The organism is Parasphingorhabdus sp. SCSIO 66989, from assembly GCF_032852305.1.
Taxonomy (GTDB): domain Bacteria; phylum Pseudomonadota; class Alphaproteobacteria; order Sphingomonadales; family Sphingomonadaceae; genus Alterisphingorhabdus; species Alterisphingorhabdus coralli.
This window is the reverse complement of sequence record NZ_CP136594.1, coordinates 676633-703078: the sequence shown is the minus strand read 5'-3', so window position 1 is coordinate 703078 and position 26446 is coordinate 676633. Positions and strand designations below refer to the sequence as shown.

Annotated in this window: 26 protein-coding genes; 17 read left to right on the top strand and 9 right to left on the bottom strand. The window is 57.9% G+C overall.

The annotated features are described in order from the left end of the window. Positions 1-60: 60 nt before the first annotated feature. The 3 genes from RB602_RS03200 to sucC all read right to left on the bottom strand — a co-directional run bounded on the left by RB602_RS03200 (position 61) and on the right by sucC (position 3167). Complete coding sequence (locus RB602_RS03200) at positions 61-990, bottom strand: electron transfer flavoprotein subunit alpha/FixB family protein (protein ID WP_317082890.1); 930 nt, start codon at positions 988-990, stop codon at positions 61-63. Continuing rightward, complete coding sequence (locus RB602_RS03195) at positions 990-1736, bottom strand: electron transfer flavoprotein subunit beta/FixA family protein (RefSeq protein ID WP_317082888.1); 747 nt, start codon at positions 1734-1736, stop codon at positions 990-992. Before RB602_RS03195 ends, RB602_RS03200 begins: the two co-directional genes overlap by 1 nt. 231 nt (positions 1737-1967) lie before the next feature. Beyond that, positions 1968-3167, bottom strand: a complete 1200-nt coding sequence (gene sucC / locus RB602_RS03190) for an ADP-forming succinate--CoA ligase subunit beta (RefSeq protein WP_317082886.1) — start codon at positions 3165-3167, stop codon at positions 1968-1970. Between the two features lie 523 nt (positions 3168-3690). Between sucC and RB602_RS03185 the strand changes: the two genes are divergently transcribed. Beyond that, positions 3691-4989, top strand: coding sequence for a GGDEF domain-containing protein (locus tag RB602_RS03185; protein ID WP_317082884.1), 1299 nt, complete (start codon positions 3691-3693; stop codon positions 4987-4989). 26 nt (positions 4990-5015) lie between these two features. On the opposite strand, the gene RB602_RS03180 is transcribed toward RB602_RS03185, so the two are convergent. From RB602_RS03180 to RB602_RS03170, 3 genes are read right to left on the bottom strand one after another with little or no spacing between them, the layout of a single operon-like run. After that, complete coding sequence (locus tag RB602_RS03180) at positions 5016-5327, bottom strand: hypothetical protein (RefSeq protein WP_317082882.1); 312 nt, start codon at positions 5325-5327, stop codon at positions 5016-5018. Then, complete coding sequence (gene ppa / locus RB602_RS03175) at positions 5324-5863, bottom strand: inorganic diphosphatase (RefSeq protein ID WP_317082880.1); 540 nt, start codon at positions 5861-5863, stop codon at positions 5324-5326. The genes RB602_RS03180 and ppa overlap by 4 nt, the downstream gene beginning before the upstream one ends. Before the next feature lie 36 nt (positions 5864-5899). Beyond that, complete coding sequence (locus tag RB602_RS03170; protein WP_317082878.1) at positions 5900-7858, bottom strand: M61 family metallopeptidase; 1959 nt, start codon at positions 7856-7858, stop codon at positions 5900-5902. 115 nt (positions 7859-7973) lie between these two features. Here RB602_RS03170 and hisS point away from each other — a divergent pair, with 115 nt between their 5' ends. From hisS to RB602_RS03140, 6 genes are all read left to right on the top strand, one after another. Continuing rightward, positions 7974-9215 carry a histidine--tRNA ligase gene (hisS, locus tag RB602_RS03165; protein WP_317082876.1) on the top strand — a complete coding sequence of 414 codons (1242 nt, stop codon included), beginning with the start codon at positions 7974-7976 and terminating at the stop codon, positions 9213-9215. A gap of 282 nt (positions 9216-9497) precedes the next feature. Beyond that, positions 9498-10589, top strand: a complete 1092-nt coding sequence (prfA, locus tag RB602_RS03160) for a peptide chain release factor 1 (protein WP_317082874.1) — start codon at positions 9498-9500, stop codon at positions 10587-10589. Between the two features lie 138 nt (positions 10590-10727). After that, the gene (gene prmC / locus RB602_RS03155) at positions 10728-11579 is read left to right on the top strand and encodes a peptide chain release factor N(5)-glutamine methyltransferase (protein ID WP_317082872.1); all 852 of its coding nucleotides are present in this window, start codon (positions 10728-10730) and stop codon (positions 11577-11579) included. Positions 11580-11866: 287 nt separating this feature from the next. After that, positions 11867-12466, top strand: a complete 600-nt coding sequence (locus RB602_RS03150; protein ID WP_317082870.1) for a DUF4167 domain-containing protein — start codon at positions 11867-11869, stop codon at positions 12464-12466. 177 nt (positions 12467-12643) lie between these two features. After that, the gene (locus tag RB602_RS03145) at positions 12644-14125 is read left to right on the top strand and encodes a DUF4139 domain-containing protein (RefSeq protein ID WP_317082868.1); all 1482 of its coding nucleotides are present in this window, start codon (positions 12644-12646) and stop codon (positions 14123-14125) included. Between the two features lie 5 nt (positions 14126-14130). Then, entirely contained in the window at positions 14131-15774 is a 1644-nt protein-coding gene (locus tag RB602_RS03140) for a DUF4139 domain-containing protein (RefSeq protein WP_317082866.1), read from the top strand. 83 nt (positions 15775-15857) lie between these two features. Here the strand turns inward: RB602_RS03140 and RB602_RS03135 are convergent, their stop codons facing one another. Continuing rightward, positions 15858-16157: a hypothetical protein gene (locus RB602_RS03135; RefSeq protein ID WP_317082864.1), complete on the bottom strand. Its 300-nt coding sequence runs from the start codon at positions 16155-16157 to the stop codon at positions 15858-15860. A gap of 224 nt (positions 16158-16381) precedes the next feature. Between RB602_RS03135 and RB602_RS03130 the strand changes: the two genes are divergently transcribed. Beyond that, a complete protein-coding gene (locus RB602_RS03130; RefSeq protein ID WP_317082862.1) occupies positions 16382-16813 on the top strand; it encodes a CBS domain-containing protein in 432 nt (143 codons plus the stop codon). Positions 16814-17125: 312 nt separating this feature from the next. Here RB602_RS03130 and thpR read toward each other — a convergent pair whose 3' ends face one another. Next, positions 17126-17602, bottom strand: a complete 477-nt coding sequence (gene thpR, locus RB602_RS03125; protein WP_317082860.1) for an RNA 2',3'-cyclic phosphodiesterase — start codon at positions 17600-17602, stop codon at positions 17126-17128. Positions 17603-17771: 169 nt separating this feature from the next. Here thpR and RB602_RS03120 point away from each other — a divergent pair, with 169 nt between their 5' ends. From RB602_RS03120 to RB602_RS03095, 6 genes are all read left to right on the top strand, one after another. Next, positions 17772-18536 (top strand): Bax inhibitor-1/YccA family protein, encoded by a 765-nt coding sequence (locus RB602_RS03120; RefSeq protein WP_317082858.1) that lies wholly within the window; start codon positions 17772-17774, stop codon positions 18534-18536. A gap of 188 nt (positions 18537-18724) precedes the next feature. Next, positions 18725-19543 carry a hypothetical protein gene (locus tag RB602_RS03115; protein WP_317082856.1) on the top strand — a complete coding sequence of 273 codons (819 nt, stop codon included), beginning with the start codon at positions 18725-18727 and terminating at the stop codon, positions 19541-19543. 267 nt (positions 19544-19810) lie between these two features. Continuing rightward, positions 19811-20182 (top strand): hypothetical protein, encoded by a 372-nt coding sequence (locus RB602_RS03110; protein ID WP_317082853.1) that lies wholly within the window; start codon positions 19811-19813, stop codon positions 20180-20182. 53 nt (positions 20183-20235) lie between these two features. After that, positions 20236-21309 carry a GTPase ObgE gene (gene obgE / locus RB602_RS03105; protein ID WP_317082852.1) on the top strand — a complete coding sequence of 358 codons (1074 nt, stop codon included), beginning with the start codon at positions 20236-20238 and terminating at the stop codon, positions 21307-21309. Continuing rightward, entirely contained in the window at positions 21294-22430 is a 1137-nt protein-coding gene (gene proB, locus RB602_RS03100) for a glutamate 5-kinase (protein ID WP_317082850.1), read from the top strand. Before obgE ends, proB begins: the two co-directional genes overlap by 16 nt. After that, on the top strand, positions 22427-23356 hold the full coding sequence (locus RB602_RS03095; RefSeq protein WP_317082848.1) for an NAD-dependent epimerase/dehydratase family protein: 930 nt from the start codon (positions 22427-22429) through the stop codon (positions 23354-23356). Before proB ends, RB602_RS03095 begins: the two co-directional genes overlap by 4 nt. Positions 23357-23372: 16 nt before the next feature. Here RB602_RS03095 and RB602_RS03090 read toward each other — a convergent pair whose 3' ends face one another. Continuing rightward, complete coding sequence (locus RB602_RS03090; RefSeq protein ID WP_317082846.1) at positions 23373-23897, bottom strand: Pycsar system effector family protein; 525 nt, start codon at positions 23895-23897, stop codon at positions 23373-23375. Positions 23898-24091: 194 nt separating this feature from the next. Here RB602_RS03090 and RB602_RS03085 point away from each other — a divergent pair, with 194 nt between their 5' ends. The 3 genes from RB602_RS03085 (at position 24092) to RB602_RS03075 (ending at position 26426) form a co-directional block, all read left to right on the top strand. Further along, complete coding sequence (locus RB602_RS03085) at positions 24092-24337, top strand: acyl carrier protein (RefSeq protein ID WP_317082844.1); 246 nt, start codon at positions 24092-24094, stop codon at positions 24335-24337. Between the two features lie 86 nt (positions 24338-24423). Then, positions 24424-25623 (top strand): serine palmitoyltransferase, encoded by a 1200-nt coding sequence (gene spt / locus RB602_RS03080; protein ID WP_317082842.1) that lies wholly within the window; start codon positions 24424-24426, stop codon positions 25621-25623. Positions 25624-25625: 2 nt separating this feature from the next. Beyond that, on the top strand, positions 25626-26426 hold the full coding sequence (locus tag RB602_RS03075; RefSeq protein ID WP_317082841.1) for an enoyl-CoA hydratase/isomerase family protein: 801 nt from the start codon (positions 25626-25628) through the stop codon (positions 26424-26426). Positions 26427-26446 lie beyond the last annotated feature (20 nt).

Here is a 26446-nt window from a genome sequence, read left to right as displayed (position 1 = left end):
CCCGGCAACAAAAAAGGGCGACCATCGGGCCGCCCTTTTCATTTACTGCTTGTCGGTTGCTCAGACTTTCCCGGTCAGCTCGGGAACCGCATCGAACAGGTCGGCGACCAGGCCGATATCGGCGATCTGGAAGATCGGGGCGTCTTCGTCCTTGTTGATCGCGATGATCGTTTTGGAGTCCTTCATGCCCGCAAGATGCTGGATCGCGCCGGAAATGCCGATGGCGATATAGACTTCCGGGGCGACGATCTTGCCGGTCTGGCCGACCTGATAGTCGTTCGGGACATAGCCTGCATCGACGGCGGCACGCGAGGCACCGATGCCGGCACCAAGCTTGTCCGCCAGCGGGGTGATGACTTCTTCAAACTTCTCGCCTGAACCCAGAGCGCGGCCACCGGAAACGATGATCTTGGCACTGGTCAGTTCAGGGCGCTCGCTCTCGGCGATTTCCTCGCTGACAAAGCTCGACAGGCCCTTATCGCCCGTAGCCGAAACGGCTTCGACCACGCCGCTACCACCTTCGGCTGCGGCCTTGTCAAACGCGGTGCCGCGCACAGTGATAACCAGCTTTTCGTCTGCGCTCTCAACCGTGGCAATGGCGTTGCCGGCATAGATTGGACGGGTGAAGGTCTTGTCGCCTTCGACCGAGAGAATGTCGGAAATCTGCATCACATCAAGCAAAGCAGCAACCCGCGGTGCAACGTTCTTTCCGGTGGTCGTGGCAGGCGCGAGGAATGCGTCATGATGGCCCATCAGATCGGCAATCAGCGGCGCCAGATTTTCCGCCAGAGCATGCTCATAGGCGGCATCATCGGCCACATGCACCTTTTCGACGCCAGCGACCTTGGCGACTTGCTCAGCAACCGCGCCGCAGCCGGTACCGGCGACCAGTGCATGGACTTCGCCGAGCTTGGAGGCAGCGGTAACAACCGCCAGCGTTGCGTCCTTCATCGACGCATTATCATGTTCTACGAGTATGAGCGTTTTCATCAGGCCACTCCCAATTCTTTGAGTTTACCGACCAGCTGGTCGACATCTTCCACCTTGATACCGGCCTGACGCACCGGCGGTTCGCTGACGTTCAGCGTTTTCAAGCGCGGCGCGATATCGACGCCATAATCGGCAGGAGATTTGGTATCGATCGGCTTTTTCTTCGCCTTCATGATGTTGGGCAGGGTGGGGTAGCGCGGCTCGTTGAGACGCAAATCGGTGGTGATGATCGCGGGCAGGTTGACCTTCACGGTCTGCAGGCCGCCGTCAATCTCACGCTTTACCGTGGCGGCATCGCCCTCAACCTCAACCGTATTGGCAAAGGTTGCCTGGCCGGTTACGGTCAGAGCCGCGAGCATCTGGCCGGTCTGGTTGCTGTCATCATCAATCGCCTGCTTGCCGAGCAGCACGATCTGCGGTGATTCCTCTTCCATCACCTTGGCAAGCAGCTTGGCAACGCCCAGCGGCTCGACGTCTTCGTCGGTTTCGATAAGGATACCGCGATCAGCGCCCATGGCGAGCGCGGTACGCAGCGTTTCCTGCGCTTTGGCCGGGCCGACGGATACGGCGACCACTTCTTCCGCCTTACCCGCTTCTTTGAGACGAATGGCCTCTTCGACCGCGATTTCGTCAAACGGGTTCATCGACATTTTGACATTGGCCAGATCAACACCCGACCCATCGGACTTGACCCGTGGTTTGACGTTGTAATCAATCACCCGCTTCACGGGGACGAGGATTTTCATGTGACTTCCTTCCTATCCAGTTGGCGCCATCGAGATTTGTGGCTGCCTTAACTTACGTTCACGTAAACGTCAATTCTCGTTCTATCACCTTTTCCCCTCCTCTCCAGAGGAGGGGCAGCGAGACTTAGGGCCGCAAGGCCCTTAGTCGCAGCGGGGTGGTACTACGGTACATGCTCCACCTTGTGACTCCACCACCCCAACCCCTCCTCTGAAGAGGAGGGGCTTATTTGCTCAAGCCGCCTCTTTAACCTGTGCGACAATCTTCTGCGCGGCATCGCCCAGATCATTGGCGCTGACGATCGGCAGGCCACTATTGTCGAGAATGGCCTTGCCCTTGTCGACATTGGTGCCTTCCAGACGAACGACCAGCGGCACGTCAAGTTCCACTTCCTTCGCTGCCGCGACAATGCCCTCGGCAATGGTGTCGCAGCGCATGATGCCACCAAAGATGTTCACGAGAATACCTTCCACTGCATCATCGGCGAGAATGATCTTGAACGCCGCGGTTACCTTCTCGGTGGTAGCACCCCCGCCAACGTCGAGGAAGTTGGCCGGGAATGCGCCATTCAGCTTGATGATGTCCATCGTCGCCATGGCGAGACCGGCACCATTGACCATACAGCCGATATTGCCGTCGAGCTTGATATAGGCGAGATCATATTCGCTGGCTTCAACCTCGGCCGGATCTTCTTCGGTCTCGTCACGCAGCTCGGCAATATCCTTGTGACGGAACAGCGCATTGCCATCAAAGCTCATCTTGGTGTCGAGCACGAGCAACTGACCATCCGTGGTTTCCACCAGTGGATTGATCTCCAGCATCTCGCAATCCATTTCCATGAACGCGTGATAAAGCTGCTTGCCCAGCTTCTGTGCTGCTTTGTTGAGATCGCCTTTCAGCTTGAGCGCAAAGGCCAGCGAACGGCCATGATGCGGCATAAAGCCTTGGGCCGGATCGATTACGATGGTGGTGATCTTTTCCGGCGTGTCATGCGCGACCGCCTCAATATCCATGCCGCCTTCGGTCGAAACCACCATGGCAACGCGGCCAGTGGCGCGATCAACCAGCATCGAGAGATAATATTCCGAAGCGATATCGACACCATCGGTAACATAAAGGCGGTTGACCTGCTTGCCTGCCTCACCGGTCTGGATCGTCACCAATGTGTTGCCCAGCATCTCGGTCGCTGCTTCACGCACTTCGTCAATCGACTTGGCGAGACGCACACCGCCCTTGGCATCAGGCCCCAGTTCCTTGAACTTGCCCTTGCCGCGGCCACCGGCATGGATCTGCGCCTTCACCACATAAAGCGGCCCGGGCAGTTTTTCCGCCGCAGCGACGGCTTCATCAACCGTAAGCGCCGCATGGCCAGTGGGAATGCCGATGCCGTGTTTCGCCAGTAGTTCCTTGGCCTGATATTCATGAATGTTCATGGGGAAGAGCAGCCTTTCTATATGCTGTAGGTCCGGGAGAAATCGACCGGATAGCCCGGCGCGATACTGGCCCGAAAGAAGGACTCAGAGAAATTGCGCTGCCTCCTAAAGCATAGACCGCAGGGGATTGCCAGTAGCGACGGGCAATTTTCGAGAAAGCGCTCAAAACGCGTATCGTGAGCATGCCCAAGTGGTATCACCTGGACCAGACTTGCGAAGATGATTCGGTCGCATCAAAACTAAAGCAGCCGAACACCTCACAGCGCGTAAATCCATGCTTACGCCAAACAATATGCCGTTTCTGAGCGTAACAGAACGTCTCTTCTGTAAAAGCCTGCAATATCCGGCAGCGCAGCGCGCTATATCCATTGTGGCGTTAGTTTATGTCCATTATGAATATAGTTTCAGGCACAGGCTTGGATTGGGGACTATGGCCGGACAGCGGATAACTATCAACACCGGGAAAAGACCGCAAAGGCCTGTTTTTACGTTAAAGATTCTCGTGCTGTTTTGCCTCTGCCCAATGGCGTTCAGCCCCGCCTGGGCTATGGCTTCCGAGTCGCTTGCCGATGCCACATTGCAACGCGATCAAATACTCAACGCGCTGTTTGCCGGACTGCTGACGGCGCCGCTGCTTTTAAATGTCGTCTTTTTTGCAACTCTGCGGCAGCGCTTCATCCTGTTCCATAGCCTTATGCTGGCGGCGATACTGGGCACGCACCTATTCTCGACTGGCCTGCTCTACGATCTGGTTCCGGGAGCCATGGCGATTGATAGCTCCCAAGCGGTGAACCTTTTCCTTGCCCTTATGGGATTCTCCATCTGCATGCTGGTGCGCGCACTATGTGCGCCACAGAAGCTGGGCGAGATTGCATCATCCGCACTGCTGGCCTCGGGGATCATTGGTCTCGGTTCAGCCATCCTCGCCACCATCTTCCTTACCCCCGGAGCAGAGGCTGGTGGCAATCTGTTTATGGGCGGCTATGCTGTCATGGTCCTGGCGGTGTTGTTCAGCCTGGTCCATGCGACACTGCGCGGCGACCGCTTGGCCACGCTTCAGATGATCGGACTGTCGGGCTTTTTATCGCTGGCTATTCAATGGTTTATCAACGGCCTGAATGGCATGGGGCGGGCGCCACTACAGGATAGCAACACATTCCCGATAGCGGTGCTGTTGGAGGTGTTGGTCAGCAGCTTCATTGTCGGGCTGAAAGTCTGGCAATTGCGCCAACGCCATGATGATGCCTTGCGCCAGCGCGCAGCCGAGGCCCGATTGGCCCGCACCGATCCGCTGACCAAAGTCATGAACCGCCGCGGCTTTATGGAGCATTTCCGTGCGCTGGAACAAGACCCGCGCGCCCCGGCCCAGGTGACCGCACTAATCCTGGTCGATATCGACCATTTTAAGCGCGTCAACGATCGCCATGGCCATAAGGTTGGTGATATAGTGCTTACACAGATGGCAGCGCTGATGCAGCAATGCTGTCGCAGAGGCGATGTATTGGCCCGGTTTGGCGGTGAGGAATTTGCCATATTGGCGCGCTGTGGCGACAGTCAGGGCATTGATCAGTTCGCGCGAAGAATCAAGCAGGACATCGCCGCCATGGTATTCGGCGATAACGCACAGCAGATAGGCCCCTTATCGGTCAGCATCGGCGTCACCGAAATTGACATTCGTGTCGATTCTCTGGACTTTGATCGGCACTATCGCGCGGCCGACAACGCGCTCTATCGCGCCAAAATGGCCGGAAGAAACTGCATTCGCCATTCTGATAGAAACGATGTGTACGAACCAAATGCTAAAGCTTTGGCCAACGCCTGAGTAGCAAAGCCGCCTTGGCCTGAACCTCAGGACCGTATGGCGCAGATCGCCCCGGAGCTAGTAGTGACGCCAATGATCTCCGGGTCGCGCAGAGCCCGGGTCATGTCAACAAACTGGTTGATACTGATATCACCCGGATCGCGCCCCTCAAACTCGCCCAGATCGCCAAGCCGATTAAGCTGAGCCAGCGAAAGACGATCCGCCATCCGATCCGCCATACAGGTCGCCATGGGCCGGGAAAGGCCAACATTCATCAATGCCGAGCGTACCCGGCTTTCGGGTGTTGCGCAGCCCGCAAGCAGCGCCACCATGGCTGCGAACACCGCTACACGCATCATGCTGCGCCCTTCTCCTTGGCGCGGTCCATCGCTTCAACCACGATCTGACGCGCCTCTTCTGCATCGCCCCATTTGCCGATCCGGACCCACTTTTCGGCTTCCAAGTCCTTATAGTGGGTGAAGAAATGCTCGATCTGCTGGAACACGATATCCGGCAAATCCTCGCGCTCGCGCACATCAGTATAATAGGGGAATGTCGCGGTGTCGGGAACGCAGACCAGCTTTTCATCACCGCCATGTTCATCTTCCAGATTGAGCACCGCAATCGGACGCACACGGACCACCGAGCCCGGCATAAAGGGTGAACGCGCCACCACCAACGCGTCAAGCGGATCGCCATCGGGCGACAATGTATGCGGCACAAAGCCGTAATTGGCCGGATAGCGCATCGGCGTATGCAGGATGCGGTCAACGAAGATCGCACCAGACGCCTTGTCAAACTCATATTTGACAGGCTCGCCGCCTGACGGCACTTCAATGATAACATTCAGATTATTGGGCGGATTTTTGCCCACTGGAATTTCACTTATCCGCATGGATGGCCTTTCATTTGGTGAACGAGACAGCGTGACTTAATCTGCGCCCTGCTCCTGCGCAGTCACCTGCGGTGCGAGCAACAGATCAAGACCACCCGGCTCTTCCGTGATCTTCTCGAGGCGCGGATAGCGCAGGCCTCCACGATAGTCCATGGTTACCGTTTTGTATCGCTCGCCCTTTTTCACCAGGAGCGTGATCGGCGGCGCATCGCCGTCTCTTGCGGCATTGATCGCAGCCTTGAGTGTATCAAGCGAGAAATCCTCTTCATGCACGGCGATTATCTTATGGGCATTGGTCAAGCCGGCGTAGAATGCAGGCGAATCCCATATCACCGAACTGATATTGCCATTGCTGCGCACCGTCATGCCCAGGCTATAGCTGTGATCGGCATTTTTGCCACGGCGCTCGCGATCGCGCAAATAGGGTGTCTGCTCTGGAGTATAGGCCAGTCTATAGCCGCCTAGTGCCAGGCCGTTTTTCGGGGCTTCGCTCGTGGTGGAATAAAGACGTGGTTGGAAGAAGCCATCCCAATCATAAGGCTGGATTTGGTTAAGCGTGTTGATGATATCGCCATAATCATAAGTGACCACACCCCAATCGCCATCACGCCCGCCAAAAAATGCCCGGGCAAAATCCTGCAGCGACTTCGTACCGCCGCTTTCGCGCCGGATAATGCCGTCGGCTTCGAGCCAGATCAGCATCCCCTCATTATAATAGGCCTCAGTCCGCTGCCAGCTGGTCCAGGGCTTGGGCTTACGTGCCGCGACAACCGGGTCGTGCGTTGTATCAATCAGCGGACGCCATTCGCGTCCTTTACGCAGATCAAAGGTCGCGGCGATTGAGGCAAGCGCGCTCAATACATCCTGCTTGGAATAGAGACCTGACCGAGCCGACAGCACATAGCCCCAAAACTGGGTCTGCCCCTCATAGACCCAGAGCAGATTGTCGCGTTTGGGGGTGCGATAATCGGGGGTCCAAATCCCCGATGGCCGCCGATATTTGCCATTCCAGCTATGCGTCATTTCATGCGGCAACAGCCCGCGCCGCCCGACGCCCTTGTCCCATTCGGTAAAGTATTCGCGGTCAACGCCATTTTCGCTCGAGCGGTGATGCTCAAGGCCGATACTGCCCATCTCATCGGTTAGCGCCAGCAGGAAATCATACTCATCATATTGCTGCGAACCGAAAAGATGTACCGCTTCGGCAACAAGCCGACGATGCGCGTCAATATACTCCTTACTGGCCTTGAGATATTCGGGCGCGTCGGCAACCACATTCAGCCACACCCGGTCAGACAATTTCCAGCGTTTGAAATACGCCCCGGCAAAGACCGGACTGTCGACCAGTGTTTCATAATCGACCGTGCCATAGGTTATCGTGTCATCTCGTTTGCTTTCACGCCGCAACGCGGTCCCGGCCCGCCAACCATCAGGCCATGCGACGGTCGCGGTCACCGGGATGTTGCGGACATAATAGCCCGCCGGATAGAGCGACATGGAATTCCATTGCAGGTTCATCATCTTGGGTGTGACGACAACACGGCCCTGGGACGGCTTTGTGGCGGATGTGAACTGAAATCGCGCGGTTATCTTATCCACGCCTTCGGGCACTGTTACATGGAAGGCATAGACATATGCCGGATCACGCTCCCAGCGCAGTTTCTGATCACCGGCAAAAAACATCAGGCCTGCCAGCTTTTCAATCTCACCACGCGGCGCATGTTTGCCAGGCAACCATTCGGGATAGAGCAAAGTAAACGTGCCGGGTTGGGGCACCGAAATGGTCTGCTCGACGTTGAATATGCCGCGCTCCACATCACGCGCGTCGACTTTGAGCGTCATGCTGCCGGGAAAAGGCTTATCTTGCGCCTCCGGGATACGATCCGGATACACCTCTTCTGACGGCTTGCTATTGCCCTGCTGTGCCGTCAAAGGCTGCGCAATAAGGCAATAGCTGGCGATCAAGGCGGGAACAATAAGGCGGGCAAAACGCATAAAACAGGACTTTTGATCATAGCGGCACGACTGCGCCGGGCATAGGCCATAAAGCGCCGCTTTGGATTTTGCAAAAAACACGCTAGAGCGCGCACAAATTTGGACATGGAAGATAATGGCAAAGCATAATATCCCCGGCGCAGTGCGGGGCACACAGGATATTTTTGGCGAGGATCAGGAGCGTTTCGGCCATGTTGTCGAGACGTTTGAACGGGTGCGCCGCCTGTATAATTTCCGCCGCGCCGAATTGCCGGTGATTGAGGCGACCAGTGTTTTTGCCCGCTCGCTCGGCGAATCCACCGATGTCGTTTCCAAGGAAATGTACAGTTTTGAAGACCGTGGCGGCGATTCCATCACCTTGCGCCCGGAATTTACCGCCGGGATTGCGCGTGCCTATCTCACCAATGGCTGGCGCCAATTTGCGCCGCTGAAACTCGCTACGCATGGCCCGCTCTTCAGGTACGAACGGCCACAAAAGGGGCGCTATCGACAGTTTCACCAGATTGACGCAGAAATTATCGGCGCTGCAGAGCCACAGGCAGATGTTGAGCTTCTCGTCATGGCGGATCAACTGCTAGAGGAGTTGAGCATCAGCGAAGGCGTGACGCTACAACTCAATACGCTGGGCGATAGCGCCAGCCGCGATGCCTGGCGCGATGCGCTGGTGGCGCATTTCACGGCGCATAGGAGTGATCTTTCCGAGGATTCCCAAGACCGCCTGGAACGCAATCCGTTGCGCATCCTCGACAGTAAAGACCCGTGCGATCGCCCGATTGCCGATAGTGCGCCCGATATTGATGCGTTTCTCACCGATGAAGCCGGACAGTTTTTTGAAGCCGTGACGGCGGGACTGGATGCCGCAGGCGTTTCCTGGACCCGCAACAGCCGATTGGTGCGCGGCCTAGACTATTATCGTCACACCGCGTTTGAATTTGTGACCGATCGCCTCGGTGCGCAGGGGACAGTGCTCGGCGGTGGACGCTATGATGGCCTGATCGAAAATCTCGGCGGACCGCATACCCCGGCGGTTGGCTGGGCTGCAGGGATTGAGCGGCTGGCAATGCTAGTGGAAAACGCCAAAGCACTAGTCCTTGATATCGCTGTCGTTGCCGAAAATCGTGATCGTGAAGTGGAAGCTATGGCGCTCACCACGCACTATCGACGGGCAGGCTATGCCACAGAGCTGTTCGCAAGCGGCAGTCCGCGCAAGCGCTATGACCGCGCTGTAAAAGCAACGCCGCGCTTTATCGTGTCGCTCGATATTCGTGATGGTGAGAATTTCGCTGGAGTAAATGCGGTCAGCAGTGATGAAGATGCACAGGTTCAGGCCATTTTGGACGAAGTGGTCGGCGCGTAAAATGATGGCGTCTCGCTCTACAGTCACTACTTGTCGTCCCCGCGAAGGCGGGGACTGGGCTTTCTGTGTTCACGCGGAGACGCGGAGACGCGGAGATAAGACCCTCCGCGTCTCCGCGTCTCCGCGTGAGTCAGGATTAAAGCCCCTCCTCTTCAGAGGAGGGGTTGGGGTGGTGGAGTTGCAACCACAGCACAAGCCGATAGCCCCCACCCCGCTGCGACTAGACCTCGCTACGCTCGGTAAGTCTCACTGCCCCTCCCCTAAAGGAGAGGGGATAAACGTATGACCACCCCGCATATATCCGCTGAACGTATCGCCCAGATTGAGGCGCGCTTTGCTGAGCTGGAGGCGAAAATGGCCTCTGGGACGCTCGAGGGCGATGCATTCGTCGCGGTCTCGAAGGAATATGCCGAGGTCGAACCGGTGGCCAAGGCAGCGGCAGAGGTACGCCGGTTGCGTGCCGAGATGGAAGTGCTGGATGGGCTTGTCGCCGAGCCGGATCAGGACGCGGAAATCAAGGCCATGGCCGAAGAGGAACTGGGCGAGCTCAAAGGCACATTGCCCGATGCCGAGCATCAATTGGCCATCAAATTGCTCCCCAAGGACAGCGCCGATGACCGCCCGGCCATGCTCGAAATCCGCGCTGGCACCGGCGGCGATGAGGCGGCTTTATTCGCCGGTGATCTCTATCGCATGTATGAGCGCTTCGCCTCGGAACAGGGCTGGCGCGTCGAGATGATCAGCGCCAATGCTGCCGATCAGGGCGGGTTCAAGGAAGTCGTCGCCAATGTCACCGGCACCGGGGTGTTTGCCAAGCTGAAATTTGAAAGCGGCGTGCACCGCGTCCAGCGCGTGCCGGTTACCGAGAGTGGCGGACGTATCCATACATCGGCGGCAACAGTGGCGGTGCTGCCCGAGCCGGAAGATGTCGATGTCGCGATTAACGATAATGACCTCAAAATCGATGTCTATCGCGCCTCGGGTGCAGGCGGTCAGCATGTCAACACCACCGACAGCGCGGTGCGCATTACCCATCTGCCCAGCGGGCTGGTGGTGACACAGCAGGATGAAAAATCGCAGCATAAGAACAAGGCAAAAGCGATGAAAATCCTGCGTGCTCGGCTCTATGAGCAGGAACGTGCGCGCATTGCCGAGGCCGAGGCAGGTGCGCGCAAGTCCATGGTCGGGTCCGGCGATCGTTCCGAGCGCATCCGCACCTATAACTTCCCGCAAGGGCGCGTTACCGACCATCGCATCAACCTGACACTGCACCGGCTGACCGAGATATTGGAGGGCGCGGGGCTCAATGAGCTCACCGATGCGCTGATCGCCGAGGATCAGGCCGAGCGTCTGGCGAATCTGGCAAATGATTGAACATCATAACATTGCCAACACCACCGGTAGCCCTGAGCCTGTCGAAGGGCGCTTATCGAGTTCGTGCCATATTGAGAAACGGGCTTCGACAAGCTCAGCCCTAACGGCTTGGTTTTAGATTATGGGCTTCGTAGGCGAATGACCAATATCGCCGAAACCCTGCGTCACGCCGCCGAACAGCTCGAGGCGGTGAGCGAAACCCCTCGACTTGATTCCGAGCTGCTGATGGCACATGCGCTGGATATGGAGCGCGGCGCGATGCTGCTCAACAAAATGCGCGATCCGGCTCCGGCGGTTTTCGGGCCGATGCTGCTAAGGCGCCTGGCGCATGAACCTGTGGCCTATATTGCCGGCAAGGCTGAATTCTGGAGCCTGCCGCTGATGGTAACGCCCGATGTGCTTATCCCGCGCGGCGATAGCGAAACGCTGATCGAAGCCGCTAGGGACTATTTCGCGAACATATCCCCGCGGCGCATCCTTGATCTTGGCACGGGATCAGGCGCGCTGTTACTCGCGGCGCTCAGCGAATGGCGCGAGGCGCATGGCCTGGCTATGGATCAGTCCGCCAAAGCGCTGGCCGTTGCGCACAATAACGCCGATCATCTGCAGCTATCGGATCGCTGTCAATTTGTCTGCCAAAGCTGGCATGACATGGACTGGGCAGACCTTGGCCAGTTCGACCTGATCCTGTGCAACCCACCCTATGTCGAAAGCAATGCTACCCTTGCGCCGCAAGTGCGCGATTATGAACCGCATCAGGCGCTGTTTGCCGGGCCGGAAGGGCTGGATGACTATCGCCATTTACTGCCCTATATGCCGCAATTGCTTGATCCCGATGGCGCAGCGATTTTTGAGATTGGCGCAACGCAGGCTGAGTCTGTCCAGAATATTGCGCAAGAAAACACTTTGCGATCACAGCTTTATCACGATCTTGCCGGGAAACCGCGCGCTTTGTCATTTACACATGCGGCCAATAGCAAAGATCAATAATGCACTTTTTGCTTGGCAAGGCCAGATTCGCCCGTTAGGCATTTGATTAGCGAGACAGCGTAGACCAGATGGTCCCTGTTTTAGCTGGTCCCGACCATGAAGGATGTTTTCTGGACCCATTGACGCATCTGCATGAGTGTTAGCCTGGCATATCTGCTGGCCCCGGCTTGTCCGGACTATGCGCTGGCAAGAATTTGTTGGTTACTATGCGTTAGAGACGATGGACCATAAACATTCGACGCGGCGGGATATCGCCCGACAACAGATATTTTAGGATAGGCGAACAATTGAATCAGAATAACCGGGGACAGAACCGCCGTCGCGGCCGCAACAACAACCGCAATAACAGCGGCAATCGCGGTGGCGTCGATAGCGGCAATCGTATCGACAGCCGGGCACGCGGCAACGCCAACCAGCTGATGGAAAAATACAAAAAGCAGGCGCATGACGCGCAAATGGCCGGTGATCGCGTCAATTACGAATATTATCTGCAATTTGCCGACCATTATTTCCGGGTGCTGGCCGACAATAAGGCACGCCAGGAAGAGGCCCGCGCCAAGCGCGAGGAAGAACGGCAGGAACGTCGCGAAGCTAATGGTCAGGGTGATGACGAGGCCGTCGAGGCGCAAAACGCCGACGATGCACAGCCCGAAGCCGAGGGCGAGGAAGACAAGCCCCGCCGCCGCGCCCCGCGTGGTCGCAAGCCCAGGGCTGCGCCTGCCGAGGCCGTTGCCAGTGAGGGCGAGGATAATGGTCTGAGCATGGATGCTCTGCCGCCCGCTATCGCCAGCGATGAGGAAGACAAGCCCGCCCCCAAAAAGCGCGCGCCACGTCGCCGCAAACCCGACGCCGATGACGCCGCAACCGAAGCGGTAGCGGCCGAGTAAGCAGAACAGTACCGTTAGGGCTGAGCCTGCCGAAGCCCGCCTCTCGTAACGAGAAACGCCCTTCGACAAGCTCAGGGCTAACGGTCTATGTCGATAGAAGTTTAACGGCAATACCCCGCATAATCCGCTGTTCATCTTTCCCGCATTACGGCATGGTCCGAACAAGGGGAGATATTCATGCGCTTCAATTCCTTTGCAAAATCTGCGGCGGCGATCGTCGTCTTTACCGCCCTTTCCGCCCAGACCGCGCCAACGGACAAGAGCGCACAGGGCGATGTTGCGGTTACCATTTACAACAATAATCAAGCGCTGATTCGCGATGAGCGGCGGGTCAATGTGCCCGCCGGCACCACCCGAATCCCCTTCCCCGATGTCTCGGCGCAGATCCGACCCGAGACAGTGACTCTGAACGGCGATGGCTTTGATATCGTCGAACAGAATTTCGACTATGATCTGCTCTCCCCCGGCGCCCTAATGGCCAAGGCAGTGGGGCAGACGGTCACACTGCTGCGCACCAACCCGGCCACCGGCGCGGAAACCCGCGAGCGCGCAAAGATATTGGCAGTCAATGGCGGCGTGGTGATGCAGATTGGCAGCCGTATCGAGGTGCTGCGCGATGACGGCTTGCCGGTGCGGGTTATCTTTGACCGTATCCCGCCCAATTTACGCGCCAAGCCGACGCTTTCCATCACCCTTGATTCCGCACGCGGCGGCACCCGCCCACTGGCGCTGAGCTATCTCTCGCAAGGGTTGGGCTGGGGCGCGGATTATGTCGCGCTGTTTGATGAGGGCACCAATAGCATTGATGTGCAGGGCTGGATCACGCTGACCAACAATACCGGTACGACCTTCGAGAATGCGCGCACATTGCTGGTGGCGGGCAGTGTCGGCCAGGTCAATCGCAGGCGCGGACGATCATCGACGCGCGGCAATCGCCCCGGCACCGAAAGCGCCGACCGCGAGCGGCTGGGCGACTTCTATATCTATCCGCTGGAAAAGCGCACCACCATCGCCAATGCGCAGCAGAAACAGGTGAGCTTCCTCGATGTGTCGGGCGCACCGTCGCAGCGCGGTTATCAGTTTACCAATGGCTGGCTGAACAGCAGCGATGAGGCGCGCAGCGTCAATTCCGTCATCAAATTTTCCACCAGCGATGAGGGCGGCTTGGGCGATGCCCTGCCCGCCGGAACCATCCGCATTTATGAGCGTGATGCCCGCGGCAATGCGCAGTTTATCGGCGAAAGTGGTATCGGCCATACACCGGGCGGATCGGAGCTGGCGCTGACCACAGGCGAGGCCTTTGACATCAAGGTACAGCCGATTCTGGTCAAGCGCTCGCGCATCACATCGGATGAATGGGAAAGCTCGGCCCGCTATCGCATCCGCCGTTCAGATGGCAGTAGCGAGACGATGACCGTCGAGCGACCGAAACAATATTTCCGCAGCGAGATGCGCTATGTCGTCACCAATGCCAGCAATCGCCCGGTGACCGTCGATCTGGCGCAACGTGGCCTGCGCCGCTTTTACTATAGCGATACCCGGGTTCCGAGCGAAAGCATCCCGGGCACGCAGCGCAATGCCGATACCCGTGTCTGGCAAGTGCCGGTGCCCGCCAATGGCGAGACGGTGCTGACGGTTACTTTTGATACCGGGTATTGAGACTGATGGCTTTCAGCCGTCATTGCGAGGAGCTGCAGGCGACGCGGCAATCCAGGGCCGCACGATACGCACTGGATTGCTTCGCTACGCTCGCAATGACGATGATATTGCTGTTTCCCGCTCTAGCAGCGGCGCAATCGGTGGTCACTTCCGATGGCCCCGATGCGGTTGAGGTCTCGATCTATCGCGACAATAGCCGCGGCGATTATGGCAAGCTCAATCTCAAATATCTCCAAGGCTTTGCGCTGATCAGCGAGACGCGCCGCGTCACCCTGCCCGCTGGCGCGGCGACCATCCGCTTTGAGGGCGTCGCCAGCGGCATTGATCCGGCGAGCGCACTCGTCACCGGTATCGGGGTTGAGGAAAAGAATCAGGATGCACGGCTGCTGACCCAGCGCGGTCTGCTCGACCATTTTACCGGCCAGCGCGTCACCCTGCGCCGCACCGATCCGGCTACCGGGGAAACCAGTGAGGAAAGCGCCACCATCCGCTCAGGCAGCGACCGGCTGATTGTCCAGACCGTTGCCGGATTTGAGGCGGTGGCCTGTACCGGACTTAACCAGACACTGGTGTTTGACCGTGCCCCGGAAGAGCTTTCGGCCAAGCCAACGCTTTCGGTTAACATTGGTAATCAGCCGGGGGGTGAATATACCCTTACCCTCACCTATCTGGCGCAGAATTTCGATTGGCAGGCCAATTATGTCGCCGAGTTTAACGAGGATGCGTCGGCGATTGATCTGCTCGGCTGGATGACCATGGCCTCGGGCGACGCCACCAGCTTTATCGACGCCAACACCAATGCCATTGCCGGGACGGTTTTCCGCGACCAGAATTATGCCAATACAGTATTTGCCGAAGGCCGGGCGCCGGTGCGCTATCAATGCTGGCCCGCCGGAACCACCGGCGCTTTTCAGGGCTATCGCTACCAGCAACGCACATATGCATTGCGCTATCGCGGCGGTGCCGTCTCGCCGCCACCGCCACCGCCACCACCGCCTGCGCCAATGGCGATGGAAATGGCGGCGGCAGATTCAGTCATGGTCACCGCCCAGCGTCGTGCCGAACAGGAAGACCTTGGCGACCTTAAACTCTACCGCATCCCCTTCCCCACCACGGTCGCGGCAAACAGCCAGAAACAGGTGGCCTTTCTGCGCAAACAGGCGGTGCCGGGGGAGATTGTCTATATGCTGGAAATCTTCCCGCGTTACAGCGGCGGTGGGCTGGACCGCATCTTCCGCATGCAGAACAAGCGCGAGGAAGGCTTGGGCGAACCCATGCCTTCGGGCCAGTTCGCCTTTTTCCAGCAGGCACTTGGCTTACGCCAGCTTGTCGGCGAAGACGGCATGAGCGACAAGGCTGTGGGCGAGGAGATTGAGCTGGCGCTGGGTGGCGCGGATAATGTCACGCATGAGATCGAGACTAGTCCCAAGACCGGCAAAAATTGGCAGGCGCAGACACTGACCATCCGCAATGCCAATGCCGAGCCGGTGACCATTGAAGCCGAATTCCAGAACGAGACAGATTTCACCTATCGCAAATTCAAACGCCGCACCTTTGAGCGTGACGGCAAAACCGTCTGGCGTACTACGGTGCCTGCCAATGATGAGGTCGAGCTACGGTACAGAGTCTATGGGCCGGATGATGGATAGTGTCAGGCCAGCTTGACGAAGGTTACAAAAGTTACGCTCGCACGCTGCAGGAATAGGTGCTGTGTTGCCGGAATAATACAGCCCTAAGGTCTCTCATCCCAGCCAGCATCGACGCGATCATCAATCGCCTCGTCATGCCCGGTGCCGCTGGAGAGAAACACCAGCCCCATCAGCGCCCCGGTGATCATCAGCGTCGCACCAATGCCCAGCGCGCTTGCGATATAGAGATGGATCGAAACAAAGCCATGCTCCCAATATAGCAGGCCAAAAGCGAGTAGGATACACGCTACCGTCACCAGACCCATAAGCCGCATCAGCCGCCAATAGCGGCCCCAAGCATGGGCCGCGATTTCGGGGTCATCAAGGTTGGATGGTTTGGGCAAGGCTTTTGCTCCTGACGGAACGTGGGGGCACGGTGCACGTCATATAGGCTCAATGGGCATGACTGCCAAGGGTTACCAGCGCGCTTGGATGAGTCCGCTCCCGCTGCAATTCAGGTCATAACCGATAGGATACAGTAAGATAGGCATACACACCGGCCGAGTCGGCATGCTATGCTCCTCTATGATCAGTGAGAGGATCAGAACAACAAGGTAGGGGATAGACCATGACCATCGCGACCATATTGCAACAGCATTCCGAACATGAGGTTGTCGGCTGCAACTGCACCGACACTGTGCGCGAAGTGGTGGCGATGCTGTCGAAAAACCGCATTGGTGCGGTTCCGGTGTTGCGCGATGGCAAGGTTGTCGGGATATTCTCCGAGCGCGATCTGGTCTATCGCGTCACCGATCAGGGCGACGGCATATTGGACAGCGAGGTGCAGGAGGCGATGACCTCGCCCGCCGTCACCGTCACATCCGATACCGGCGTTTTGGCCGCCCTGTCCCTGATGACCCGGCGGCGCATTCGGCATCTGCCCGTGGTCGATGCCGATACGCTGATCGGTTTTGTCTCAATCGGCGATCTGGTCAAATATCGCATCGACAAGATCGAACGCGAGGCCGAAGCCCTGCGCGACTATATTCAACACGGTTGAATTACTTTGCTATAACGCTTTAACCGTCAGCCCTGAGCTCGTCGGAGTCGGAGACGGTGCGCAGCACCAACGGCGTTTCTCCAATTCGTGCCCAACGGAGAGATTGGGCTGACCTTCGGTCGCCTTCGGCCCAACAGGCTCAGCCCTAGGCTGCTCTTCACTTAGCTTGAAACACGTCATTCGTCATTGCGAGCGCAGCGAAGCAATCCAGGGCAACACGCACCTGCTCTGGATTGCCGCGTCGCTTCGCTCCTCGCAATGACGATTCAATGTAAATGAAATCTATTCTAACGGTTTGGTCGCATCCCTGCGTCACGACAACGGCCAGCTGGCAAGCGGCGCATAATGGCTGCCAGATTTGCCCAAATGGCTCTCATACAGAACCAGCTGATCGAAAATGAAGGGCGCGCTGGAAAGATCAGCATGACGGGCGACATAGTCGGCTGCACCGCGTGCCTTTTTGCCCAGCCGTGCCAAAGTGATATGTGGCACATAGCTACGGTGTTCGGGCGCAAAGCCAAGCCCTGTGACGATCCGCTCACAGCGCTGATGCAGTGCGACAAACGGTTCTTTCGGCGTCACCCCGGCCCAGATCTGGTCAATATGGTTCTTGCGGGTAAAGCACCCCATCGCCGCCAATTGGGCCTCAATCGCCGGGAAAGACTCGCGGTCCAACATGTCCACCAAAGCCTCAGCCTGATGCCGGTCAGTATTGCCGATATAACGCGCGGTGAGATGCAGCTGCTCCGCACTCTGCCAATGCGCATGATCGACGCCATATTGCAGCATTTGCAGCTGTTCAATGACGCTTTGAGGCGGACGAAGGGCGAGGAAAAGGCGCACGGAATGGATCGAAAATCAACTATGATGGATGGGCGGTTTTACTTGAAAATTGGTAAGAAAGTAGCGATATTGCAGGTAATTTGGCAATGATGCTGATTTTTAGGAGTAAGATTTTATGGCCGATCAGTTTGATCCGCGCATGACCGGCAGTCGGCAGCCGGGACCAACCTATGCTGGTGATGTCCGCAGCGAGGCCTTTGATGCCGGGCTGCGCAGCTATATGCTATCGATCTACAATTATATGGCCAGCGGCATCTTGCTCACCGGTCTGGTGGCGATGCTGTTCTCCTGGGGCGGCGCAGAAAGCATGGCAGCGCAGGTCTTTGGCGGCCCTGGCATCATGAAATGGGTGATTATCCTGTCACCATTGGCCATCGTTTTCGCGATGAGCTTCGGACAGAACCGTTTCTCGACGCCGGCCTTGCAGTTCATGTTCTGGGCCTTTGCAACGCTCATGGGCCTCAGCATGTCGACGATTTTCCTTGTCTATACCGGGGAATCCATCGCTCTGACCTTCTTCTCGACGGCTGCGGCGTTCGCTGGCCTCAGCCTATGGGGCTACACCACCAAGAAAGACCTGTCCGGCTGGGGCAGCTTCTTGATCATGGGCGTAATCGGCCTGCTGGTTGCAATGCTGCTTAATACATTTCTCCTCCCGCCAGAGGCGAATTATACAATGAACCTGGTCATTAGCGGCTTGGGTGTGCTGATCTTTGCGGGCCTGACCGCCTATGACACGCAGAAGCTTAAGAGCATGTATGCTTATGTTGCTGGCACAGACATGATGGGCAAAACCGTCATCCTCGGCGCATTGAGCCTGTATCTCGACTTTATCAATATGTTCCAGTTCCTGCTCAGCTTTTTGGGCAGTCAGGAATAAGAGCGAAACCCACCAGGGTTCCAAACCCGGTAAAAGGCCCGGTCGGCATTTTGCCTGCCGGGCTTTTTCATGCCATTTCCGACTCGTCTCGTCGCACTAATGCTTGCGCTTGGTTGCGCCCGGCAATAGGCGGTTAAGCTATGTTACGTCATAATGGCGCTACACCTACCAAAATAGTGAGGACCCTAATGGCTCTGAGGCAGATGAAATTCGGCGTGATTGCCGTGCTTACGGCAATAGTGGCGGCATGTACCGCAACAGCGCCCCCTCCTGTCGTCGTTGCCCCCAAGCCGCCGCCGGTCTTCGTTCCGCCGCCGCAGCCGGTGCCGCCCATGGGGGCCACGGCTTCGATGGCTATTCCGCCTGTTGGTGCCGATGGCCTGAGGCTCACACCCAATCGTGGCATCGGGCCATTGGAAACGCTGTGGCATTTCCGCGCCGCCTATAATGTCGCTGCGCTCAACTGCCAGGACAGTATATATCTGTCCATGGCAGATGAGTATAACCAGTTTCTCAAAACCCATCGCCGCGAGCTTACCCGGGCAAACCGGGCAATTGAGAGCAAATATCGTCGTGACCATGGCGGCAATTACCGCCGCGTGCGCGATACGCATTCAACCCGCGTCTATAATTTCTTTGCCTTACCGCCGGTGCGAAAAGAGTTTTGCAACAATGCCTATCGTCTGGGTCAACAGGCGAGTACCGTTCCCTCGGCTGAGTTGGTCGGCTTCGCCGCAACGGCGCTGCCCGAACTGGAGAGCATCTTCAACCGCTTCTTTACTGCCTATGAGCAATATGAACGCGATCTTGCCGCATGGAATGCTACCTATGGCCAGGGCGCGCAGCGCATGCAGGCGGCGGACGGCATGAATGGCACGCTGGGCCAGCCCATGCAGTCCAATCCCTTTGGACCAACCGCACCGACAACGGCCGCTCCCACAACCGCTGCTCCAACCAATACGACCGGCGCAGACACAACCGGCGGGCAGCAAGGACCGCAAGGCTAAAGCCAGTCGGCAGCAGAGCCTGACGACAAAAACCCGGTGACAAAAAACCAGGTGACAAAAAACCCGGTGACTCAAGGGGGATGTCACCGGGTTTCTTTGTTTTGCCGCTCCTCTTGAGGGTGAGGGAGGAGTTGAGAGCGAGAAGCGGCAAACCGCGTTCACAATGGGTTTCGCACAAGTGTCTCCATCGGTTACACTGACGCGAAAAGATTCTGGCGATGTGGAGCGATACAGAAGCGCGCCAAGCAATGAGAAAGGCCAAAACCAATGTCCAAAGGTTCCGTTCTGCTTGTCGGTCTTGATCCTGCCGTGGTGGATTATAGCCGCTGGCCGGATATGAGCGAAGAGTCGCTGACGGCCATGCTGAATGCCGAGGTACAGTCGCTGCTGGACAATGGCTTTGATGCCGAGATTTGCTATCTCGCTGATCGCGCAAGGGCAGCTGCCGAAGTGGCGGCATTGCTGGACAGCAAGACATTTGATTGCATTATCATCGGTGCAGGTGTTCGCCTTGATCCGGATGAGTTTCTGCTATTCGAGGCGCTGATCAACGTCGTCCATGCCCATGCGCCAAAAGCAAAGATAGGGTTTAACGGTGGACCAAAGAGTACAGCAGAGGCGGCGCTGCGGTTGCTATAGCATCGCGCGACAAAGTCTGGCTTTATGCCCATCTCTCGCATAAAGCGCTTTCCATGCATTTTCTTGATCAGGCCAAAATCTATCTGAAATCGGGCGCGGGTGGCCCCGGTGCGGTCAGCTTTCGGCGCGAAAAATATATTGAATATGGCGGCCCCGATGGCGGCAATGGTGGCAAGGGCGGGGATATTGTCTTTGAGGCGGTGTCCGGCCTCAATACGCTCATTGACTTTCGCTATAAGCAGCATTTCAAGGCTGCACGCGGCGCAGGCGGTATGGGGAAACAACGCACCGGCGCGGGCGCGGATGATCTGGTGATCGCAGTTCCCGTCGGCACACAGATATTGTCCGAGGATAAGGAGACGGTGCTCGCCGATCTTACCCATGCCGGGCAAAGCCTTACCATGCTGCATGGCGGCGAGGGCGGGCGCGGCAATCTGAGCTATAAAAGCGCCACCAACCGCGCCCCGCGCCAGCACCAGCCGGGCGAGCCGGGCGAGGAAATGTGGGTCTGGCTGCGGCTGAAGCTGCTTGCCGATGTCGGGCTGGTGGGTATGCCCAATGCCGGGAAGTCGACCTTTATCAATCAGGTGACCAATACCAAGGCCAAGGTCGGCAACTATGCCTTCACCACCTTGCGGCCGCAGTTGGGCGTGGTGCAGCACCGCCATCGCGAATTTGTGCTCGCCGATATTCCGGGGCTGATCGAAGGCGCGGCAGAAGGTGCCGGGATTGGCGATCGCTTTCTTGGCCATATTGAGCGATGCCGCGTGCTGCTGCATCTGATTGACGGCGATGGCGATGATCCGGCGCTCGCCTATCGCACGGTGCAGCAGGAGCTGGAGCAATATGGCGCTGGACTGGCCGACAAGCCGCAGATCGTCGCGCTCAACAAGGCCGATGCGCTCGATGCTGATCTTACCGATTTTATCGCCGGTCTGCTTGCCGAGGAAGGCGTCAAAAAGGTCATTCCGGTCTCCGCCGCTTCCGGCAAAGGCGTGGAAACGCTGCTCGATACGTTGCTCGATTATCTGCCTGAAATAACCGCGACCGAGCAGCCTGAAGGTGTGCCTTTGACAGACGATGCAGAGGGCGGCGAGAGCGACGAAAAGCCATGGTCGCCGATCTGACCGCCGCGCGTTTCGCGCCCGAACATTGCCCGCGTCTGGTCATCAAAATCGGCTCATCGCTGCTGGTCGATGACAGCGGCGCGTTGCGCGAAAGTTGGATGCAGAGCCTGTGCGCCGATATCGCCGAGCGCATTAAGGCCGGGCAAAAGCTCATCATTGTCTGTTCTGGCGCGATTGCGCTGGGCGCGCGCCGTCTTGGGCTGGCGCAGGGCGGGCGTGCGACGCTCGCCGATGCGCAGGCCGCAGCAGCGGTTGGGCAGATCGCGCTGTCGCGTTTCTGGCAGGAAGCGCTGTCGGATCACGGCTTTATCGCGGCGCAGATATTGCTGACGCTCGATGATATGGAAGACCGCCGCCGCTATCTCAATGCCACCGCGACGCTGGAGCGGCTGATGGAAACCCAAGCGGTACCGGTGATCAACGAAAATGACAGCGTCGCCACCGAGGAAATCCGCTTTGGCGATAATGACCGGCTGGCGGCCAGTGTGGCGCAGGCCGTGCGCGCGGGCGGGCTGTTGCTGATGAGCGATGTCGATGGCCTCTACACCGCCAACCCGGCAAAGGATTCAGCGGCAAAGCGCATCGCCACGGTTGAGACGATCGATTCAAGCACCACGGGTCTGGCCGATGATGGCGAGGGCTCGCTGATGGGAACCGGCGGCATGGCTTCCAAGCTGGCGGCGGCGAAGCTGGCCACCGAAGCCGGAATTGCGACCGCTATCATCTCGGGTCGGCATGACCATCCGCTGCAGCATTTCACCAAGGGCGATAGCGGCACCATCTTCGCGCCCAGTATGAGCCCAAAGGCCCGCAAAAGCTGGCTCGCTTCGCGCCAAAGCGCCCGTGGCACAATCACCGTTGATGATGGTGCGGTGCGCGCCCTGCTAAACGGGGCTAGCCTGCTTGCCGCCGGGATAACGGCCATAGAAGGCGAGTTTCTCCGTGGTGATCTGATACGGCTTTGCGGCACTAACGGCACCGCAATCGCCCAGGGCTTGAGCGAATATGATGCGGATGTTGCGCGCAAGGTAATGGGTCGCCGCAGCGAGGAGCATCAGGCGATATTAGGCACCACACCGCGCCGCGCCGTCGTCCATCGCGACCATATGGTGCTGTTATGAGCGCCAAGAGCAAACAGGGCATGACACTCGCCATGACAGGCGCCACCGGCTTTCTCGGCAAGCGCACCCTGATGGCGGCGCTGGAGCAAGGCTTTGCGGTGCGCGCACTGACGCGGCGGCCGCAGGAGGACCAGCCGGGTGTCACATGGGTCGCTGGTGCTCTCGACCACCCGGATGCACTCGACGCGCTGGTTCAGGGTGCCGATTGCGTGCTTCATATTGCCGGGGTGGTGAACGCCCCGGATCGCGCCGGATTTGTCGCGGGGAATATCACCGGCACCGCCAATATGCTGGCCGCAGCACAAAAAGCGGGAACCACGCATTTTATCCATGTCTCATCACTCGCCGCGCGCGAGCCGGAGCTGTCCATCTATGGCTGGTCCAAGGCGGAGGCCGAGCAACAGGTGATCGAATCCGATCTGCCATGGTCAGTGATCCGCCCGCCGGGCATTTATGGCCCGGGCGATACCGAGATGCTCGACATGTTCCGTATGGCAAAGCGCGGCCTTATGCTGTTGCCGCCCAAGGGCCGGGTGTCGATCATCCATGCTGATGATATGGCGCGGCTGCTCTTGGCGGTTCCCGTGACTGGACCGACACAGGCCATCTGGGAAGCCGATGATGGCGTGGAAAATGGCTGGAGCCATAAGGGTTTCGCCCATGCCATCGCCGATGCCGTCGGGCGATCAGCGCGCACTGTGGCGGCACCCGCTGCTATGCTCAATCTCGCCGCGCGTGGCGACCGGCTGCTACGCCGCGACAAGGCCAAGCTGACCCCCGATCGTGCGCGCTATCTCTCCCACCCGGACTGGACGGTGGACGCGGCACGGCGACCGCCAGAGGGGCTATGGACACCACAAATCGCCACGCCGGAAGGGCTGAAACAGACCGCGCGCTGGTATCGCGAAGCCGGGTGGCTCAAATAGAGCTGGCTGCAGGTGGTTAGAGGCGAGCCAGATAATCCACTGCAAAGAGCAAGAGCGTCGCCACTATGCCGATCATGAAAATGCTGTAGGACCAGCGCAGATAGCGATATTTCTTTTTCGCCAGCACCTGCCCCATTTGATAGATATCGTGCAGCATCGCCCGATAGACATCGTCATCGCTGGCCATTTGCTTTTCGAGCGCATCAATATAGTCCGCTTCGGCCATGCGATGAAAAGCCCCGAAAAACAGAAGATTGGGCCGCTCATGCGCGTCTTTTGGCGAGGCCTCGAAAGTCGGAATAACCGCCATGGCCGCCAGTAAAGCACTAATGGCCGCGCTGACGCCCAGAACCAGCAGCGGCCAGCTAAGCTCTGTGCCGCTGCGAACCTGGCTGACTGATATGGAGAATACAACAAAAGCCGCTCCGATCAGCATATTGGCTTTGTGGTCCGCCATCAGGCTGAGCTGCACATGATGCTGCTGTGTGGTGCGCAGCAGATAGATGCTTTGCTCAGACGCTTCCTGCTTGTCTTCAGACATACAATTCCCCTCTCCGTCATTGAGCCGATTGCGCGACAAAAAGTCAATCTCCTCCTATGCTCTGGCATTCGGCAAAACAGGCTTGGCGATTGCCCCAATGCTGCCGCACACTGCCGCATTGCCGCTGCCTTGTCTTGCCAATAGCATGGCGCTACAGGCTGAAGCCAAGTGCAAGAAACAGAAAGATACACGCAATGACCGATCGCAGCGCGACATGGGACAAAGTGACCGAACAGATCACCCCTTTCAACAAAAAGGGCATAGAGCTGACCGAAGCCACAACCTTCCAGCATGATCTGGAATGGGACAGCCTGACGGTCATGGATTTTGTCGCCGCGATTGAGGATGAGTTTGACATCATCATCACCATGAACATGCAAGCCGAGATTGAGAATGTCGGCCAGCTGGTCGATGCGGTGATGAAGCTGGCGGATAGCTGAGACAGCTCGTCATCCTGAACTTGTTTCAGGATCTCCCGCAACAAGATGCTGAAATGAATTCAGCATGACGAAGTTTTGAGACCAATATGACCGACCTACTCTCCAAATTTGATCCATTGATTCAGGAACGGGAAGCGCTGCTCTCGACCGGTGTGGCTGATCCCTATGCGGTGGTGATGGAAGAGGTGAAATCACCCACCGTTGCCATCTGCAACGGGCGCGAGACCATCTTGCTCGGCACCTATAATTATATGGGTATGACCTTTGACGATGATGTGCTGCATGCGGGCAAACAGGCGCTCGATGATTTCGGTTCCGGCACCACCGGCAGCCGGGTGCTCAACGGCACGTACCAGACGCATAAGGAGTGCGAGGACGCGCTGAAGGAGTTTTACGCCATGGACCATGCCATGGTGTTCTCCACCGGTTATCAGGCCAATCTCGGCATGATATCGGCGCTGGCGGGCAAGGGCGATTATGTCATCATCGATATCGACAGCCATGCCAGCATCTATGATGGCTGCTCTATGGGCAATGCCGAGATTGTCGCCTTCCGCCATAATGATGTCGAAGCATTGGAGAAACGCCTGCGCCGTCTGCCCGAAGAGGCGGGCAAGCTGGTGGTGCTGGAAGGCGTGTATTCGATGTTGGGCGATGTCGCGCCGCTCAAGGAAATGATCGCGCTGTGCAAACAATATGGCGCGATGACGCTGATCGATGAAGCGCATAGCATGGGCTTTATCGGCGAAAATGGCCGTGGCGTCGCCGAAGCGGCGGGCGTTATCGATGATGTCGATTTCATTCTCGGCACCTTCTCCAAAAGCGTTGGCACCGTTGGTGGTTTCTGTGTCTCAAACCATCCAAAGTTTGAGATTATGCGCCTCGTTTGCCGCCCTTATATCTTTACCGCCAGCCTGCCCCCAAGCGTCGTCGCCACTGCCGCAACCAGCATCCGCAAGCTGATGCATGCCGGCAACAAGCGTGCGCATCTCTGGGAAAACTCCAAGCGGCTGCACCAGGGCCTGCGTGACATGGGCTACCGTCTCGGCACCCCCGAAGCGCAAAGCGGCATTATCGCGGTAATGGTGGAGGATATGCTTGAAGGCGCAAGGCTATGGCAGGCGCTGCTGGAAAACGGCCTCTACGTCAATCTCGCCCGCCCGCCAGCGACGCCGCTGGGCATGACACTGCTACGCTGCTCGCTCTGTGCGGAACATACCAGCGAGCAGGTGACGCAGATTCTGGGAATGTTCGAGAAAGCCGGTAAAGAGGTTGGAGTTATTTGAGCATGGTTGACGCACCGCCCCTCGCCATTGAACAACGCGGTGCGGTTGAAATTCTTTCGCTCAATCGGCCTGACAAGCTCAACGCAATGAACGAGGAAATGATCTTCGCATTGCAGGATTATTTTCGTGATATACAGCAGCGCACCGACATCCGGGTCGTGCTGCTTCGCGCGGAGGGCCGCGCCTTTTGCGCCGGACTGGACATGGGCAGCTGGCAAAATGATGGCTCGCGCGGGGCAGTCCAGCATGACTGGCGCACCCAGCGCGCCATCGCGACCGTCATGCAGCTGATGCGCGCCTGTCCACAGCCGATTATCGCACTCGCTCAGGGCGCAGCCTGTGGCGGCGGTTTCTCACTGCTGCTCGCCAGCGATGTGCGCTATGGCGCGCCGGATCTCAAGATGAATGCCGCCTATATCAAGATCGGCCTGGGCGGCTGTGACATGGGGTCGAGCTATTTCCTGCCACGCATGGTCGGTGCGTCGATCGCGGCGGAACTGATCCTGACTGGGCGCTTCATCCATGCGGATCGTGCCGAAAAACATGGCCTGATAAGCGAAGTGGTTGAGGAAGCTAAACTGCTCGGCACCGGGCTGGCTCTGGCTGATGAAATGCTCGATACCGCGCCAATGGGCCTGCGCCTCTCCAAGGATGCGCTGAACCGCAATATCGATGCGCAAAGCTTTGAAGCAGCTTTGGCCATTGAAGACCGCCAGCAGGTCATGCTTTCAATGACCGACGACAGCCGTGAGGCTGCCCAAGCCTTTTTCGCCAAGCGCAAAGCTGATTATCAGGACCGGTAAGCCAAGCGCGTTTGACCGCG